This window comes from Methanosphaerula subterraneus, from assembly GCF_052055875.1.
Classification (GTDB): Archaea; Halobacteriota; Methanomicrobia; order Methanomicrobiales; family Methanospirillaceae; genus Methanosphaerula; species Methanosphaerula subterraneus.
In genome coordinates this window covers 819977-835998 of sequence record NZ_CP170508.1, presented here as the reverse complement: position 1 = coordinate 835998, position 16022 = coordinate 819977, and the positions used below count along the sequence as shown (strand labels likewise).

The window sequence follows — 16022 nt, the reverse complement described above, 5'->3', positions numbered from 1 at the left end:
ATAGGCGGAGGGACCCCAATTATTTCTCTGGTGCATACAACTCACTTCTACGCCCATTTCCCCGATCTCGGGGCAGAGGCGGTTCTTTAACGTATGGGTATCTCTCTATTTGAGGGGTCAACCATGCGGGGTGAAAGTGATCCCAGGGCTTATTTCATCTATCTATGCCTGGAATGGGCTGTGCTGATACTGGATCTTCCGGGCGGTCTGGCGTACCTTTGAGCAGCTGGAGACCCGAATCTGACTTGTGAACAGTCTCTGGATCTGCTGTCAGTGCTGTAAAAATGATTATATAGTATCAGACGCTGTAGTGGTTATCAGCGTGCTCTGTGGGGTTTTTCGGGAGACGTATCTTCCGATGACGGCGAGGTCGCCGGTCCACAGAGAAATGCCCGAATAAGCGGATCGTCGATGATACTCCTGGATATTCGGTGTCATCTCTGGCAGATCCGGGTCACACATGGAGGAATGGAAATGGGAAAGATATCGCTTGGTACCAACATGTACCTGTACCCAATGACGATCAATCTGATCGGTACAAAGGTCGGAGAGAAAGTGAACTTCATGGCGGTAGGGTTTGTCTCCCGTCTGGATATGAGCCGGCCACTCATTGGTGTGAGTATTAACAGGGAGCATGAGACGTATCATGCCATCATGAAGACCCAGGAGTTCAGTATCAATGTACCCTCAGCCGACCTGGTTGAACGGGTCGACTACTGTGGCCTGGTCTCCGGGAAGGATGTCGATAAGACCACCATCTTCGATATCTTCTACGGTGAATTACCCAATGCGCCAATGATCCAGGACTGTCCCGTCTCGTTTGAGTGCAAAGTCGTCAATACCATGGATTTCGGTTCAAATACGCTGGTGATTGGTGAGATCGTCGCTTCATATGCAGATGAGCGGTCATTGACAGACGGTCATCCGGATGTGACGAAGTTCCATCCAATCCTCCTGACCATGCCCGACAACCGGTACTGGACCATCGGTGAATCCCTGGGTGAAGCATGGAAGATCGGTAAAACGATGATCTGAATCAGATCTCATTTTTTTGAGGGTGATACCAGCTGGTCGCGGGCCGGCCTGTGCTGCTTGATGTCATCGAACGGCTCGTTCGTCGACGCGCCCGGGCACGCGGCTGACCTTGCACAGTACCGGGCTCGAGGGAACTCGATGACGAGTAATCGGTCGCGATCCCGATGGCCTGACGAGATGGGATTCGTCTACCCTGACGGCCCTTTTGGCGTCCTATGCAGGTTCAACCGGCATTCAGTTCCAGGTCCCGGTCATTATAGGTTTCAGATAGATTTATCGATCCACCCGAATACCACTACAACTATCCCAGGTTGGAGTGACAGCCTCTCTTTCGCAGCCCACGGGCCAGGCGCCAGGCCACTACTCCATGTGGGCAGTGAAGTACGACCATCGCTTCGAAACGAAGCATTCACGAGGAACTGATGCACTTCATCTCATCTGATTGGGGGCGCTTCCGCGCTCCGGCGCTGGTGGCTGCATTGCTGCTGGCGCTCTGCCTGCTCGCCGTCGGCGCCCAGGCCATGACTAGCCCATTGGACACGGATGAGATCGACCCCGGCGGGACCTCTGATCTTCCGGCGCTCGCGGACACGAACCTGACACCATGGACCACGACACCGACGCTCACACTGGTTTCTTATGCGGATGGATATCCGAGGCCGAATTTTACCGCCGACAGGATGAACGGCACGGCGCCGTTAACCGTCCGCTTCACTGACGAGTCGTCGGAATGGGCCTATAACTGGCGCTGGACCTTCGGGGACGGCGGGTCCTCTGGGGAGCAGAACCCGGTCCACACGTTCCTGCATCCCGGTGCCTATCCCGTCATCCTCTCCATCGACGAGTCTGACCACTGGAGTGGCAGCACATTCGTCCACTTCTGGAACTACCCGATCACGAAGACGGTGCTGGTGATCGTTAACGGCGCCGAACCGGTCGTGACGCATACGGTGCCCGGCCGGATCGAGGCCGAGGACTATGACAACGGTGGTGAAGGCGTCGCGTACCACGACACCACGCCGGGCAATACTGGAGGCGCCTACCGGCAGGACGACGTCGACATCGAGACTGCCGACGGCATCACGAACGTCGGCTGGATCCGGAACGGTGAAAACCTTGCCTATACGGTGAATGTCCAGTCGGCCGGCTATTACAACATGACCGCCCGGGTGGCGAGCCCGACCGGCGGGCAGTCGGTCGAACTCTCTATCGATCTGCTCTCAATCGTGGACTCTTCGTTGATGAGCGTGAATATCCCGGACACCGGGTCGTATACGACGTTCAGAACGGTCTCGATCCCAGTCCCCATCTACCTGGCTGCAGGAACGCACACGCTGAAGCTGACCTTCTTCGGCGACGGCCAGAACCTCGACTGGATCGAGTTCTCACCGCAGGAGACCGGCACACCGACGCCGACGCCCACGCTGATCGTCGCCGTCCCCGGCGGTGCCGGCACCCCCACCGATACGAACGCCGATGGGAAGTATGATGATCTGAACGGCAACGGGGGACCTGACTTCAACGATGTGGTCCTCTTCTTCAACCAGATGGACTGGATCGCCGATAATGAGCCGGTCGCCAGCTTCGACTTCAACGGGAACGGACAGATCGACTTCAATGATGTGGTCTGGCTCTTCAACAACTTCGACGCCCCGCCGGTCAGGACCTATAATGTCACGGCCGTTGCGATCGGTCCGGGCACGATCACGCCCTCAGGGAAGATCGCGGTTCCGGAGGGCGAGAATGTCACCTTCACCATGACGCACGAAAACGCGATGCCGACGCCGTACAGCACTCAGAGTGGCTATTATGGCTGTAATCTCGTGCTCGTGGACCCAACCGTGACGCCGACGCCGTTTCCGATTCCTAGGCAGTGGGCCACGTGGGTACCCAATCCGAGCAATTTCACACCCTCGTACACCTTGTATGACGTCCGGTCTGACCATACCGTCTACAGTTCTTTCTACTATACGATGGTGATCTGCTGACCATCCCCCAGACTCCGCGAATTATAGTGTTGAACGCAACATCCCTGGTCAATCGTAGACTCAGAGGAGTCGGAGATTGACCCATTTTGGGATTCGATGCGTTTAAGACTATTTGAGAAAATCTAACTGTATAATCAGTTAGGTTTTCGACTATAGTCCGGCATCCATCAGTTGGAGCCCCATCAAACGGGCTCCCTCATCCAGTCTCATGCCACTGGTGCTGGTACCCCCGCTTCTCCAGCACCTCCCCGTCGAGCAGTACCCCCGGTCTGTCGGTCACCGCTCCGATCACTGCGGCGTCGACCCCCTCGATCGGGTACCGGTCCTGGGCGCAGGTGAAGATGAGTTCAAAGTCGCCGCCACCAAAGAGGGCCAGTTCCAGCCCCTCTGCCGGCGGCACGCCCGCCGGCCGCCTGAGCAGCCGGGCATGAATCGTATACCCTACCGACGGGTTCGCAGCCTGCAGGTCGTACAGCGAGAGAGCGAGGCCGTCGCTGACGTCCATCATCGCACTTGCCCCTGCCATGCCGATGGCCAGCCCCTCAGCGACCCTCGGCTGCGGTTCGATCAGGGCGTACCAGTGCTGTTTGAAGCCATGCAGCCCGGCTTCTGCCTCCCCGGGCACTCCTGTCATGCAGATCAGATCGCCGATCTTTGACCCCAGTCGCCGCACGACACGGTCCGGCGCCACAGCCCCGATCCCGGTGGTTACCACGGTCAGCTCCTCGTGGTGGTCGGTGTCCCCGCCGACGAGCCGGCATCCGAACCGGTCGCAGCAGGCATGGGCCCCAGCCGTGATCCCGGCGAGCCGTTCACCCCGGTCAAGGCCGGCGGCCAGCAGCAGCCAGCGTGGGGCGGCTCCCATCGAGGCGATGTCACTGATCGTGACTGCAGCACTCATCCACCCGATCTGCCAGTCGGTCATTCCGGTCGGAAAATCGGTAGTCTCATGGAGCATATCGGTGGTCAACACGAGGCAGTGATCATCACACCTGACCACCGCACAGTCGTCGAGGGTCTGCTCTCTCCCGATGACCGCAGCGACCCCTGCGAGGAGAGCCCGATCATCCATGCCTCCTCACCTCCTTGCCCCGTTCGCTCCTGTACTCCTGGAATATCCCCTCGAGCAGATCCTTCTTCTTCTCCCGGTGGTACTCCTCCTGCCCGGTCTCCCACCTGAGCAGTGCCACATCGACCTTCACCCTCTCTGCGAGCACGATCCCTCCCTTCATCACAGCCCCGGTCTCCTCACCTGAGAGGAGGGGGAGTGCGAGTTCCCTGCAGACCTGCACCAGTTGAGGATCCATCTTTTCGTCTCCTTTCCCCACGATCAGCCCCGGGACACCGAGGTCCACCAGGTCCCTGACCGTCGTCCTTCCCCAGCCGTCGACCTGCCTGATGAAGACCAGGTCCCCGGGCTTGACCCCGACCCCGGCGGTCAGGGTTCTGACCGCGTCCCTGGTGAACGCAGCGAGGATCTTCACAGGAACCAGTTCCTCTGATTCGTCCTGCTGGATCGTCTCGATCTCTTTCAGCCGTTCAACCCGCTTTTTCAGACTCCTGCTGGTCCGTTCTTCCTTCCGAAGCCTTTTCTTCAGACTCTGGATCTCGGCATCCTTTCGTGCGATCTCTGCATCCACTTTGATTGCCCGCCCCTGGACCGAACTGACCCGGTTGATCCGATTCTGCAGCCGGCGGATCTCCCGGTCTTTTCCATCAAGTTCGTTCTGCATCTCAGTCAGGAACCCCCGCAGCCTCTTTACGATCCCATCGAGGTGCCTGACCCGATCATCCAGAAGAGCAACTGCTGCCCCGGCCGCCTCGGCTGAAAGTTCGGGGGGCCGGGGTGGTGTGGGCAGAGGTGCGGGTACTGCAGGGGCGGCACCCCTTGCCCGAAGCCCGCCGATCACCTGTTCGAGCGACTGGCCCCGGATAACCCCTGCCCTGACCTCGTCCAGGTCGTACCCTGCAGGCACCCGGCGGAGCAGACTCTGGAACTTGTTCTTGTACTGTCGATACGCGTCCAGGGCCGCAGAGAGCGAGTCCCGCTCATGATCGTTCCTGTACGGGTACGGGCGTGCCAGTTCCAGCTTGTTCTCCACAGAGAGGTCCTGTTTCGGAGAGTACCCGACCGCACTGAACGATCGCCTCAGTTTCTCCACCGAGAAGGGCATCACCTCGACATCTGAAGCGATGACCAGGGGCCGGCCGGCCCTGCAGAGTTCCTCGACCAGGTCGGCGGTCGTCATCTGCCGGGAACTGTTCAGCCGGACCAGATTTCCGTCCAGGTCCAGGGCTGCGTACCCGAGCGTGGTCCCGGGGTCGACTCCGACGATCAGGTACTTCGGCTTGCCGGTCAGGGGCTGGAACCGGATCCGTTCCAGTCTCTTGCCGCTGATCCTGACCTGCACATCAGCCCCCCGGTAGGTGCTGACCGGGATCTTATCCCTGGATGCGGCCACCTCAAAAGAGACCCTGGAGGCGCCGCCGAACGCACGCATCTCCTTCTTCTGGTACTTCAGCCCCGCATTGATCAGGGCCATCTCGACGTCCCGGCCCCAGCGCTGGACCCCGCCGTGGATCTTCCGGACATACCGGTTCTGACTCCACCCCCCCTTCCCTGGGGAACGGTGCCTGGAGACCACGATCTCAGTGGCGTTCTCAAACGCGATCACCTGTGCCCCCGCCCCGAGTGAAGCGACCAATCCGATCGTCCTGGCCTCGTCGAACGGCGAGAGCCTGTTGAATTTGATGTTGAACCGGCCTGCCACCTTGGCCAGGCTCTCTGTCCGTTCGCCGCCGGTCACCTGGACCAGCCTGGTCAGCGGCGGCAGAGCCTGGAGAAATGAGTAGAGTTCACGCTGGTCTGCGGCAAGTTCCTGGATGCTGTCGACCGCCAGGATATCGGGCTGCTCGGTGTTGAGCAGCCTGAGCAGGCGGAACTGCGAGACCTCCTCCTCTGCCACGATCTCCCCGTCAACGAGTCTGACCAGCGCGTACATCGGTCGCCTGGATCGGGAACGGACAGATCCTTTGATGATGTCTGTTGCAAAGATCGTCAGCTGATCACGCATTGCACGATCTCTTCCAGTGCATAGGAGAGATTATACTTTCGTTTGAAGTAGGCGATCAGGTTCCCGAGGTCGTTCTCAAGGATGGGGATCGCGTTCGGGTGTGCCGGCTCGATCCACTGCGGCCAGTCGATCAACGTGACCTCCCCGTCGCTGATCATGATATTGAACTCGCTCATGTCTGAATGGATCACCCCGGCCTGGTAGGCCGCCCTGATATTTTTGATGATCTCGTCAAAGATCTCCTCCGGTGCTTCGAGCGTGCACTTGTTCAGGTTCACGCCCGGAATGAACGACATCACGATCACATGCCTGTTATGATCGATCGGCAGCGGGACGTTGACCGACTCGTGAAGTATCTTTAAGGCTGCGAACTCACGCTCTGCAGAGAGGCGGGAGGCGTAGAGCCATGAGCAGTGGGTCGACCCGGGCATATATTCCCGGTTCACTCTGACCGACTGGAACGAACGCTGCCCGACCCGGTGGAACTTCAGCGCGACCGGTCCGAGCCCGAGCGCCTCAAAGACCCTGGACTCCTTTCCCTCTCCGATCAGGCAGCCGAGTGAGGATATCGTCTTTTTCTTGGCCAGGGCATGAAGGGCCAGCGAGTCATACCCGTTGAATATCAGCGAGTAGCCCTCGTACGGGACCACATCGTACCTAATCATGTCCCGGGCGATCAGCCTTCTCAGCCGAAAGTTCAGTTCTGAATCGGAGAACTTGGTTGCCTTCTTGAGAATTTCGAGCGGGACCCACTGGTAACGCTTCATCAGCTGTTCGAGGGCGAGCATGATCTTGACCTCGTAGGGATGGAGGGTCCGGATGGTATCTGCTGAAAGTGGCATGTACTCTACACCCTTTATGTGGGAGGAGATAAAAGTGTGATTGCATGCTCCCCACCCCAGGTACCATTTGCTCCCGGTGCAGGCGCCCGGCAGTCATCGTCCAGCAGTACTCTGGTCTCTCACTCTGCGAGGAGCATCTCCGGCGGGATCTCGAGACCAAAGCCAAACGGCTGATCCGGCAGCATCACTGGGTTCGATCGGGTAGTACCATCGCCGTCGCACTCAGCGGACGGGTTGCGAGCAGTGCGCTCCTCTTCTTCCTGCAACGCCTCCTTGCCGACCGGCGGGACATGACCCTGATCGCGTTCACGCTCTATGAGGGTGATACCACCTCACCTGCCCTGATACAGGCGTCGGCCCTGACCGGTGCCCTCGGGGTCAGCTGGCGGCCGATCCTGTGCAGTGAACTGACATCAGATCGGGAAGGATTCGTTCAACACTGTCACGCTGCTGCAGCTGCTCTAGGGGCCGATGCGGTCGCCATGGGAGAGACCCTCGATGATCGGGCAGTGACCGTCCTCACGAAGGTCTGCAGTGGCAGGCAGCGCACGCTGATCGGTGACGGCTCCTGTTGTGGAGTCGATGACCAGGTACCGGTGATCGCCCCGTTTTCAGGGATCCCGATTGAAGAGGTGGCGATCTATGCGGGCTCGCTTCCTATCGTTCCGTTGCCGTCCCGGGTTCCTGACTCTGGGAACCTCAGTGGGGCGATTGGTGCGTTTCTTGCCGCATACGGTATCAACCACCCCAGTGCCCGGTACGCCCTCCTCTCGGTATACGAGCAGCTCGCTGCGCTGAATAGACCTGGGGCTGAGACTCCATGATCGTCCCCCCCCTCCGTTCCATCAGCCGCTGGATCACCCATGCCGCCTCGACGCAGCGGATCAGGATCTATCTTGTCATCTTCCTGGTCCAGGTCACCGTGTTCACGCTGATCTTTCACGCCCTGTACCCGCTGACCGAGCAGAAGCCCATCTCCTGGGCCGGCGCCCTCTTCTTTGTCATTGAAACGATGACCACGACCGGCTATGGGGATCTCCTCCCGTTCGATAGCCAGGTCACCCAGGTCTTCTCGATGGTGATGATAGTGACCGGGGTGGGGATGATCTTTATGGTGATCCCGCTGCTGTTGACCCCATACCTGACCCAGCTGGTCAGGCCCACCCCCCCGCGCCGGCCACCGCATGCCCTCAGGGATCATGTGGTGATCATGGGGTATGACGAACTGGCCAAGTCTCTGATCGAGAGTCTGATGATCGAGGATATCGACGTAGTGATCGTGGAGGCTGACGAGGAGACCGCTATGAAGGCTACGATGCGGTACAGACGGCATGCGTATGTGATCTGGGGGGAGTACACCCACCCGGCCACTCATATTCATGCCTATATCGGCACTGCACGCTACGTGATCGTCAACGGGGACGAGCGCACGACGGCCAACATCATCCTCGGGATCCGGGAGATCACGGATGCACAGATCATCGCGGTGGTGGATAACCTCTCGTTCGATCGGTATCTTCGCTATGCCGGTGCCGAGTATGTATTCTCCCCAAAGAACACGACCGGCAAGATCCTGGCCCGCCATGCGCTCGTGACCCCGGACATCGCGGCGGTTGTCGATGTGATCGGTTCGGATCTTCCGTTCTCACTCGCCAATCCGCAAGGTCAGTCGCTCTGGCTGATCAAGATCCCGGTCCTTCCCGGAACCCGGGCTCTGAACAGGACGATCGGAGAGCTCGACCTCTATCAGCGCTACGGCATCGACACCGTGATCCTCTGGCATGCCGGGGTCTTCACGCTCACCCCGGGCCCTGACGAGGTGATCGATACCCAGACGATGCTCTTCCTCTTTGGGAAGGCGGTGGACATCGCCAGTGCGATTGAGGCGCTCTTCCGGCCACCTGACGGAGATCGGGTCATCGCAGTGATCGCAGGGTACGGTGATGTCGGGGCAGCGGCCTACCATGAACTGATCGGAAAGGGGATCGACTGTGTGGTGGTGGACCAGCATCCGCAGACGAGCCCGTCGGTGATCGGGAATGCAGAGGACGAGGGGGTCCTCAAAGAGACGCACCTCGAGAAGGCCCAGATCTGTATCGTCGCCCTGAACGACGATAGTGTCAATATATTCACGACCCTGATGGCGCGAAACATAAACCCTGCCCTGAAGATCTTTGCCCGCGCCAACCAGGCAGGGTCTGTCGACAAACTCTACCGGGCAGGAGCCGACTTTGTCGCACTTCAGCCGACGATCGGCGGGCAGGCGATCGCAGGGATTGTACTTGCAGACCATGTGAAGATCCTGCTCGATCTCCCGGGCGGGCAGAAGGTGGTGATGAAGCACTGGATGAAGAGCCACGCTCGAACGGTCGACTGGCTGGAGCGGAAGAGCGGTGTCCGGGTGCTCGGGATCGAGGGCTCGAGCCGGTCCCTGATCCGTCCTAAGGCCGACGAACCCCTGCTCGAAGGGGACAAGGTGATTCTGATGGGTGAGGTTAAGATGTTGAAACGGTGTATACAATTGATGTAGGTGACAGACCTTTGGCAACAGAAGAACGCGGATGTGTACTTGGACGGATTGAACAGATGATACGCCATACAATCTGGTCCAGTGGCTCAGAGGGGATCGTGGTCGGGCTCAGCGGCGGGATCGACTCCGCGGTGGCCGCGGCGCTCTGTTGCAGGGCTGTCGGACCCGAACAGGTGCTCGGCGTCAGTCTTCCGACCAGTGTCACGCCTCCTTCGGATATGGTGGACGCGGCAGATCTGGCCAGGGTGCTTGGGATCCAGCATATTATCCAGCCGATCGATCCGATCCTTGCAGCCTATACGGACCTGGAGGGATACCGGGAGACGCCATACCTGAACGGGAACCTGATGGCCCGGATCAGGATGACAGTGCTGTACTACTATGCCAACCGGGACCACCGGCTGGTCTGCGGAACCTCGAACCGGACCGAGTACCTGCTCGGGTACTGCACCAAGTTTGGGGACAACGCTGCTGATCTGCAGCCCATCCTTCACCTGTACAAAGGGGACGTCTATGAGCTGGCGGCAGACTTTCCTATCCCGCCGGCGATCATCAGCAAACCTCCTTCAGCCGGCCTCTGGCACGGGCAGAGCGATGAGCAGGAACTGGGTCTGACGTATCCGGTGATCGATGCGGCGCTCAGGTCTCTGCAGGCACATCAGTGGGTGGCCAGTGGAGCGGTCGAGGAGCAGGTGCTCGCAAAGGTCAAAAATTCAACGCATAAAAGGGTGGCCGGGCCTAATCTGTTAACAGGTTCTGAAGGACCGCAGTAAATTTTTCCGGGGCATTCAGGACTTCGAGGGCCGGGTAGTTTCCGATCAGGTCGTAGAGCCGCCCGGTCGTTGGGATCTTGAGTGGTTCCAGCGAAGGGGGTGTGATCCGTCGGAGTGGCGGTATCGCAGGATAGAATGGGTTCTTCACAAACTCGCCCCCTTCCATTTCATAGTAAGCCCCTCCTTTCAGTTCCTCATAGATTCCATACTCGCTCTGAAACCTGGTCGAGACGATGTTCGCCATCACCAGTGTCTCGTGAACCGGATTGATCGTCACATGCCCGTACTCCGGTGGGATCAGCACCATATCCCCGGCAGAGGCGTCGACGACCACGATGTCGGAGAGATCCTTGCGCTGGAGCAGGTAATGCGCCCGCCCCTCCAGCACCTGGTACATCTCGGGATAACTGACCCCTCCTGGGCCGGCCGGGTGGTAATGACCCTTGGTCTTGGCATATTCGATCCCGCAGGTGCCGGCCGGGATCACCGTGATGTCGTACCTGAGGGTATGATCCTGCAACCAGGCGCGGTCTGCGTCTGATTCGGTCACATCCCGGTACATGGTATACAACGGCCCGCTGATCGAACAGTTGGGATCTGCCATCACCTCCCGCATCTCCTCGCCGGTCCTGACCTGAGGCTCTGGTAAATGCCCCCCCCGCCACGATATCTTCATTTCCTGTTCATACGTGCTCTTTATAGATATAGGCTTGCCGAATTGAAGGACCCTGAACCGGATGGACTCAGCCGATGACACCAAAAAAATTACAGGCGATAGGTCAGCCGGAGGACGGGCTGGAGTGCGAAGACCCAGAGGATCACCCCGAACCCTGCCTTGATGTACCCGCCTGGGAACTTCATCATACTCCGGGCGCCGATGCGCCGGCGCACCCGTAGAGCACAATTCGCTTCCCCTCTCCACAGGTACATGGTGTCTCAGCCATGTTCACACCTCTTTTGCGAAGATCTCGCTCAGTTCCTTCACCGAGGGGACACGGCCCGAGACCTTCGCCTCGCTGTCGACCGCGAGGGCCGGGGTGAAGATGATCCCCTGGTTCATGATCGCCGCGATATCGGAGACGTGGACGACCTCTGCGGCGATCCCGGTCTCCTTCAGGGCCTGGTTGAATTCCTGGTATACCGGGAGCAGGGGTGTAAGTGTAGCACATGACGCACTTCATCGGTCCTGTGTGCACCGCCACCGACCTCGACGGATTTCACGCGTCGCATCGCTTCGGCTGCGCAGTACGGTTTATCATCGTTCATCTGGATCACCATCCTGCATCGATGGTGCTGGTTTCAACAACAGTTGAATACAGGACAGAGTTATAGGCCCAGGTCAACTATAGTTGAACATAATGCCCATTCCACAGGATGTACTCGACAGCCTCATAGCCGTGCGTCGGGGGACTCGTCGACCGGCTGCCGGATGTAGAGGCACTGACCGCGGCCAGCTGCGTCCACCCCGCCCTCTCCGAGTCCCTGGGTATCAGGATCGTTCATGTACTCGCGGTGCAGCCGCTCGGTGTCTGCGTGATCAAGGAGATCGCCGGGATCGCGGACTCCAAGCTCTCCTATCACCTGAACCAGCTCCAGAAGGTCGACATGATCGAGGGCGATCAGCAGGGGAACTGGATCGTCTACCACCTGACGCCGCTCGTCCCTCATGAGAGAGAAGCCGCCGATCTCTGAATAACGGTGATGGCAGAACCGGGTAGTGCCCCAAACTACACCTGAATTTGTATGATACGATAAAAAATCCATCCCTGACCAACCATGATTAACACGAATAATCCCGGAGAAATAAAAGAAATGTCAGCGTGCAATCAGGAAATCGATGAGCTTATCGACCTGATACTCTCCAATCCCTTTCTGAAAAAGTCCGGGGACAAAGTCGGCGCCCGTGCCCTCATGAAGTGGACCAATCATCACTGGCATTGTGATCCACTGGAAAAGAAAGACGAGAGCAGGATACTGGATGCCATAAAAACTCTTCATCATGATGGCGCCTTCTCATACAAAACGATTGATAATCGTGTCCTGTTGATAGCGAACGATCGGTTTTTTGCATTACAAGTTTCGAAAAAACCGAAATCGGATAAAATCGAAACCCCTCATACCGTAGATCATAGAATAATCACAATCAATAATTCATCGATTTTTGAAGAAAAATCCTCATTCGTTGACGAATATCAGAACAAACACAGTTTCGAATATTACGATGTTCTGATCCAGAATGTGAAAAATTACGAGGGACCTCACAAAAAATTACAGATGAATTGTCCCATATTCTTCAAACTTCTCTGTGATATTCTTAACGACAGATTCACCGACTGGTATACAAAAATGATGATCAGTTCGGCGATAGCCTACTTCGTCTTGGAGAAGGACGTAATCCCAGACCAGATAGAAGATGGATACATCGATGATTTATTTATCGTCAGCTCTGTTCTGAAAGAGATTAAAGAACATTGCCCGGAATTGATTGATGAGAACTGGCTTTATGAAGAGGATATTTTTGCAGCCATCGACGATGTCTATCTCCAGACATCTGAAATCCTCGGTGATCTCACCTATGATGTTTTAAGAAAGGTAGGTTTGCATAAATTCAACTCGCTCGATCTGGAGGAATATTCCGGCAATTACCCTCAGAAACTCTCCAAAATAGCTTCTGAAAAACGAGAGTTATTAGGAATCGTTATTTTTCTGATCAATAAACTGCACGATAAAAACGATAAAAAATTGAAGACAACCACAGTCGAGCAGATTAAAAATATTCTCCAGGAATATGGAGATTCTGATGAGATCAACAGATTGATCGAATTATCAAAAATCGATCATAATTACTGTGATGGAACGGGGAAAGACGACGAGGAATATGTTGAAGATATCCTTGAGCATCGACTGAAAAGAGCGAGACTGCATGCACTTCTAGGGAAGTAGGGGGACTGGCATGTTTTTCAGAACCTCAGATTGAGACACTCCTCCTCTTCAGAGAACCACGGCCGTCCCAACCTCTGTATGCACCAACTGTTTTAAAAATACTTGAAACAATAGACTGGTAACACGGAATCAGCGACAGGAGCGATCGAACATCCACTGCACTCTCTGCGGGGCCCCAGGGACCTCCTTCATCAGGGGCGTCCACCCCCGCCATGGCATCGTCTACCTCTGTGACGCGTGCCGCCGGAGAGAGGAGGCATCCCTGCCGGCCGACGCCGTGGATGACGAGCTGGCTGCCTTCGGTGCCGATATCGACCGGATCTACGACGAGAGGACGGGGCACCCGGCTCTAACACGAGACCAGAAATCACTCGGAGCATACCATGTCTGATACTACGAAACATCTCTCATTCCTGGACCGGTACCTGACCCTCTGGATCTTTCTCGCCATGGCGATCGGGATCGGACTCGGGTACTTCGTCCCCTCTGTACCGAAGGTGATCACCGGCTTCTCGGTCGGCACCACCTCGATCCCGATCGCGATCGGGTTGATCGTGATGATGTACCCGCCACTGGCGAAGGTCCGGTACGAGGAGCTCGGCACGGTCTTCCGGGACAGAAAGGTGCTCGGCCTCTCGCTCGTCCAGAACTGGATCGTCGGACCGGTGCTGATGTTCGCCCTCGCGGTCCTCTTCCTCTCCGACCGGCCTGAACTGATGTACGGCCTGATCCTGGTCGGCCTCGCCCGGTGCATCGCGATGGTGATCGTCTGGAACGACCTGGCCGGCGGCTCCTGCGACTACTGCGCTGCGGTGGTCGGGCTGAACTCAGTCTTCCAGGTCTTCCTGTACTCGGTCTATGCCTACGTCTTCATCACGGTCCTGCCACCCCTGCTCGGCGTCGGTGCCGGCACGGCCGTCGCCATCACGATCGGCGAGATCGCAACCTCGGTCTTCATCTACCTCGGGATACCGTTCATCGCCGGCGCCGTGACCCGGTTCGCCCTCCTCAGGGTGAAGTCCCGCGAGTGGTACGAGACCAGGTTCATCCCGCGGATCTCGCCGCTGACGCTCGTGGCGCTGCTCTTCACGATCATCGTGATGTTCTCGCTGAAGGGCGAGTATATCGTACAGGTGCCGTTCGACGTGGTCAGGGTCGCCATCCCGCTCCTCTGCTACTTCCTGATCATGTTCTTCGTCTCGTTCTGGATGGCCCACCGGCTCGGCGTCGACTACGCCCGGTCGGCCACCCTCTCGTTCACGGCTGCGTCGAACAACTTCGAGCTGGCCATCGCTGTGGCCGTCGCGGTCTTCGGGATCGGCTCGGCTGTCGCATTCGCGACCGTTATCGGCCCGCTCGTCGAGGTGCCGGTGCTGATCGGCCTGGTCAACGTGGCGCTGTACATCCGAAAGCGGTGGTATCATGACGAGGGGAACGGGACCTGTTCGATCGAAAGGAGTGTCCCCTGATTGACCCCTCTGTCCCGATCGAAAGGTATCTCAGAGCCCGGGATCAACGGAGCATCGTTATGGTTATGAAACGACGCGTGCTCTTCATCTGTTCCCACAATGCAGCCCGCTCCCAGATGGCCGAGGGCTACCTGCGAGCGAAGTACGGCGACCGGTATGAGGCGTTCAGTGCCGGCACGACCGCCACCGCGGTCCACCCGCTCGCCGTTCAGGTGATGGGTGAGGTTGGAATTGACATTTCCGGCCACCAGTCCAAGGACCTCGGCCGGTTCATCGGCCAGGAGATGGACGTCGTGGTGACGGTCTGCGATGCGGCCCAGGGGATCTGCCCGATGTTCCCCTGGGCAAAGGAGACGGTCCATGCCGGCTTTCCCGACCCAGCTGCAGTGACCGGGGCCCCTGAGGAGCAGGTCGCCGCGTTCCGGTCGGTCCGTAACGAGATCGTCGCCTGGATCGATGCGACCTTCGGCGGGGTGTAGCGGCAGTGTTGAAGGTTCGGCCGCACCCGGAGTACCCGCCCGAGGAGGGGAGGTACCTGCGGGGCAACGACTTCTCACCGGTGGCGGTCGTGATCGTGCTGAATGCCGACGAGGATAAGATCCCGCCCGAGATCGAGCACCTGGTCAGGATCGGCGTCGAGACCGGGGCCGCTCTCTCGGGCACGGTCCAGACCCCGAACATCGGGTTTGAGAAGTTGATCTGGAACATCGTCGGCAACCCGAACATCCGGTTCCTGGTGCTCGGCGGTCCTGAGTCGGAGGGGCACGCCACCGGGGCTGCACTCAAGGCGCTCTTCGCAAACGGCATCGACGAGCAGTCCCGGATCATCGGGTCCGATGCCCCGTTCCCGGTCCTGTACAACATCCCCCGCCCGGTCGTCGACCGGTTCCTCGACCAGGTCACGCTCGTCGACTGCCAGTTCCAGGACGCCGCGACACTTCGCGAGGCGATCAGGGCCTGCTTCCAGGAGCAGCCGACTGAGTTCCGGGGACAGATCCTCCACGACCCCGGCGCGTACCCCGGGGAACCGATCGGAGGCAGCCTCACCTGGAAGGTGACACAGCCCTGGGCCGTCCCGAAGGACGAGAAGGAGCAGGCGGCAAAACAGAAGGCGCTCGACCTGATGGAGCGGCTCAGGACCCGGAATGCCGGCCCGCCTCACCGGTAGAATGGTCGAAACGCCAGGACCGGCCCCTCTCTTTTTTCGAACGGTCCCGTGCTCAGGTTGGTCAAGAATGCAGAGGATGACCGGTGCATCACGAATTCTTAATCCTGTGGGTGATCGCTCTGGTCCACGTCCAGGACAGAGGCCGGAGGGTGCCAGTGTTTGTCGCCTCTGACGTCGTTGAGGAGGTGCATAGATATGGT

General features: G+C 58.3%; 15 protein-coding genes. 10 read left to right on the top strand and 5 right to left on the bottom strand.

Going from position 1 to position 16022, the window contains the following annotated elements; translation table 11 throughout:
- Positions 1-474 precede the first annotated feature (474 nt).
- Together ACFKSJ_RS03815 and ACFKSJ_RS03810 are read left to right on the top strand one after the other, a co-directional pair.
- Positions 475-1035, top strand: a complete 561-nt coding sequence (locus ACFKSJ_RS03815; RefSeq protein WP_440950941.1) for a flavin reductase family protein — start codon at positions 475-477, stop codon at positions 1033-1035.
- Between the two features lie 422 nt (positions 1036-1457).
- The gene (locus ACFKSJ_RS03810; RefSeq protein WP_440950940.1) at positions 1458-3023 is read left to right on the top strand and encodes a carbohydrate-binding protein; all 1566 of its coding nucleotides are present in this window, start codon (positions 1458-1460) and stop codon (positions 3021-3023) included.
- Between the two features lie 196 nt (positions 3024-3219).
- Here ACFKSJ_RS03810 and thiL read toward each other — a convergent pair whose 3' ends face one another.
- From thiL to ACFKSJ_RS03795, 3 genes are read right to left on the bottom strand one after another with little or no spacing between them, the layout of a single operon-like run.
- On the bottom strand, positions 3220-4095 hold the full coding sequence (gene thiL / locus ACFKSJ_RS03805; protein WP_440950939.1) for a thiamine-phosphate kinase: 876 nt from the start codon (positions 4093-4095) through the stop codon (positions 3220-3222).
- The gene (locus tag ACFKSJ_RS03800) at positions 4088-6097 is read right to left on the bottom strand and encodes a DUF460 domain-containing protein (protein WP_440950938.1); all 2010 of its coding nucleotides are present in this window, start codon (positions 6095-6097) and stop codon (positions 4088-4090) included. The genes thiL and ACFKSJ_RS03800 overlap by 8 nt, the downstream gene beginning before the upstream one ends.
- Positions 6082-6939 (bottom strand): RIO1 family regulatory kinase/ATPase domain-containing protein, encoded by an 858-nt coding sequence (locus tag ACFKSJ_RS03795; protein ID WP_440950937.1) that lies wholly within the window; start codon positions 6937-6939, stop codon positions 6082-6084. The genes ACFKSJ_RS03800 and ACFKSJ_RS03795 overlap by 16 nt, the downstream gene beginning before the upstream one ends.
- Before the next feature lie 44 nt (positions 6940-6983).
- Here ACFKSJ_RS03795 and ACFKSJ_RS03790 point away from each other — a divergent pair, with 44 nt between their 5' ends.
- From ACFKSJ_RS03790 to ACFKSJ_RS03780, 3 genes are read left to right on the top strand one after another with little or no spacing between them, the layout of a single operon-like run.
- Positions 6984-7763 (top strand): tRNA(Ile)-lysidine synthase, encoded by a 780-nt coding sequence (locus ACFKSJ_RS03790; protein WP_440950936.1) that lies wholly within the window; start codon positions 6984-6986, stop codon positions 7761-7763.
- Positions 7760-9469, top strand: a complete 1710-nt coding sequence (locus ACFKSJ_RS03785; RefSeq protein WP_440950935.1) for a potassium channel family protein — start codon at positions 7760-7762, stop codon at positions 9467-9469. The genes ACFKSJ_RS03790 and ACFKSJ_RS03785 overlap by 4 nt, the downstream gene beginning before the upstream one ends.
- 11 nt (positions 9470-9480) lie before the next feature.
- Positions 9481-10242 carry an NAD+ synthase gene (locus tag ACFKSJ_RS03780; RefSeq protein WP_440950934.1) on the top strand — a complete coding sequence of 254 codons (762 nt, stop codon included), beginning with the start codon at positions 9481-9483 and terminating at the stop codon, positions 10240-10242.
- On the opposite strand, the gene ACFKSJ_RS03775 is transcribed toward ACFKSJ_RS03780, so the two are convergent.
- Both ACFKSJ_RS03775 and ACFKSJ_RS03770 read right to left on the bottom strand, forming a co-directional pair.
- Complete coding sequence (locus tag ACFKSJ_RS03775) at positions 10208-10918, bottom strand: glucose-6-phosphate isomerase family protein (protein WP_440950933.1); 711 nt, start codon at positions 10916-10918, stop codon at positions 10208-10210. The two genes, ACFKSJ_RS03780 and ACFKSJ_RS03775, sit on opposite strands and share 35 nt — an antisense overlap.
- Positions 10919-11188: 270 nt before the next feature.
- On the bottom strand, positions 11189-11392 hold the full coding sequence (locus ACFKSJ_RS03770; protein WP_440951401.1) for a thioredoxin family protein: 204 nt from the start codon (positions 11390-11392) through the stop codon (positions 11189-11191).
- A gap of 362 nt (positions 11393-11754) precedes the next feature.
- Between ACFKSJ_RS03770 and ACFKSJ_RS03765 the strand changes: the two genes are divergently transcribed.
- The 5 genes from ACFKSJ_RS03765 (at position 11755) to ACFKSJ_RS03745 (ending at position 15822) form a co-directional block, all read left to right on the top strand.
- Positions 11755-11934, top strand: a complete 180-nt coding sequence (locus tag ACFKSJ_RS03765) for a helix-turn-helix domain-containing protein (protein WP_440950932.1) — start codon at positions 11755-11757, stop codon at positions 11932-11934.
- Between the two features lie 120 nt (positions 11935-12054).
- A complete protein-coding gene (locus ACFKSJ_RS03760) occupies positions 12055-13185 on the top strand; it encodes a YkvA family protein (protein ID WP_440950931.1) in 1131 nt (376 codons plus the stop codon).
- Between the two features lie 383 nt (positions 13186-13568).
- Positions 13569-14654: an ACR3 family arsenite efflux transporter gene (arsB, locus tag ACFKSJ_RS03755; protein WP_440950930.1), complete on the top strand. Its 1086-nt coding sequence runs from the start codon at positions 13569-13571 to the stop codon at positions 14652-14654.
- A 65-nt stretch (positions 14655-14719) separates the two neighbouring features.
- Positions 14720-15133, top strand: coding sequence for an arsenate reductase ArsC (locus tag ACFKSJ_RS03750; protein ID WP_440950929.1), 414 nt, complete (start codon positions 14720-14722; stop codon positions 15131-15133).
- Between the two features lie 8 nt (positions 15134-15141).
- Positions 15142-15822, top strand: a complete 681-nt coding sequence (locus ACFKSJ_RS03745; RefSeq protein WP_440950928.1) for a tetrahydromethanopterin S-methyltransferase subunit A — start codon at positions 15142-15144, stop codon at positions 15820-15822.
- Positions 15823-16022 lie beyond the last annotated feature (200 nt).

What these genes read in the sequence shown, in the direction of transcription:
- ACFKSJ_RS03800 (WP_440950938.1), bottom strand. Translation starts at nt 6,097, where the DNA reads ATGCGTGATCAGCTGACGATCTTTGCAACAGACATCATCAAAGGATCT.
- ACFKSJ_RS03785 (WP_440950935.1), top strand. Translation starts at nt 7,760, where the DNA reads ATGATCGTCCCCCCCCTCCGTTCCATCAGCCGCTGGATCACCCATGCC.
- ACFKSJ_RS03815 (WP_440950941.1), top strand. Translation starts at nt 475, where the DNA reads ATGGGAAAGATATCGCTTGGTACCAACATGTACCTGTACCCAATGACG.
- ACFKSJ_RS03795 (WP_440950937.1), bottom strand. Translation starts at nt 6,939, where the DNA reads ATGCCACTTTCAGCAGATACCATCCGGACCCTCCATCCCTACGAGGTC.
- ACFKSJ_RS03790 (WP_440950936.1), top strand. Translation starts at nt 6,984, where the DNA reads ATGCTCCCCACCCCAGGTACCATTTGCTCCCGGTGCAGGCGCCCGGCA.
- arsB (WP_440950930.1), top strand. Translation starts at nt 13,569, where the DNA reads ATGTCTGATACTACGAAACATCTCTCATTCCTGGACCGGTACCTGACC.
- ACFKSJ_RS03750 (WP_440950929.1), top strand. Translation starts at nt 14,720, where the DNA reads ATGAAACGACGCGTGCTCTTCATCTGTTCCCACAATGCAGCCCGCTCC.
- ACFKSJ_RS03775 (WP_440950933.1), bottom strand. Translation starts at nt 10,918, where the DNA reads ATGAAGATATCGTGGCGGGGGGGGCATTTACCAGAGCCTCAGGTCAGG.
- ACFKSJ_RS03810 (WP_440950940.1), top strand. Translation starts at nt 1,458, where the DNA reads ATGCACTTCATCTCATCTGATTGGGGGCGCTTCCGCGCTCCGGCGCTG.
- thiL (WP_440950939.1), bottom strand. Translation starts at nt 4,095, where the DNA reads ATGGATGATCGGGCTCTCCTCGCAGGGGTCGCTGCGGTCATCGGGAGA.
- ACFKSJ_RS03760 (WP_440950931.1), top strand. Translation starts at nt 12,055, where the DNA reads ATGTCAGCGTGCAATCAGGAAATCGATGAGCTTATCGACCTGATACTC.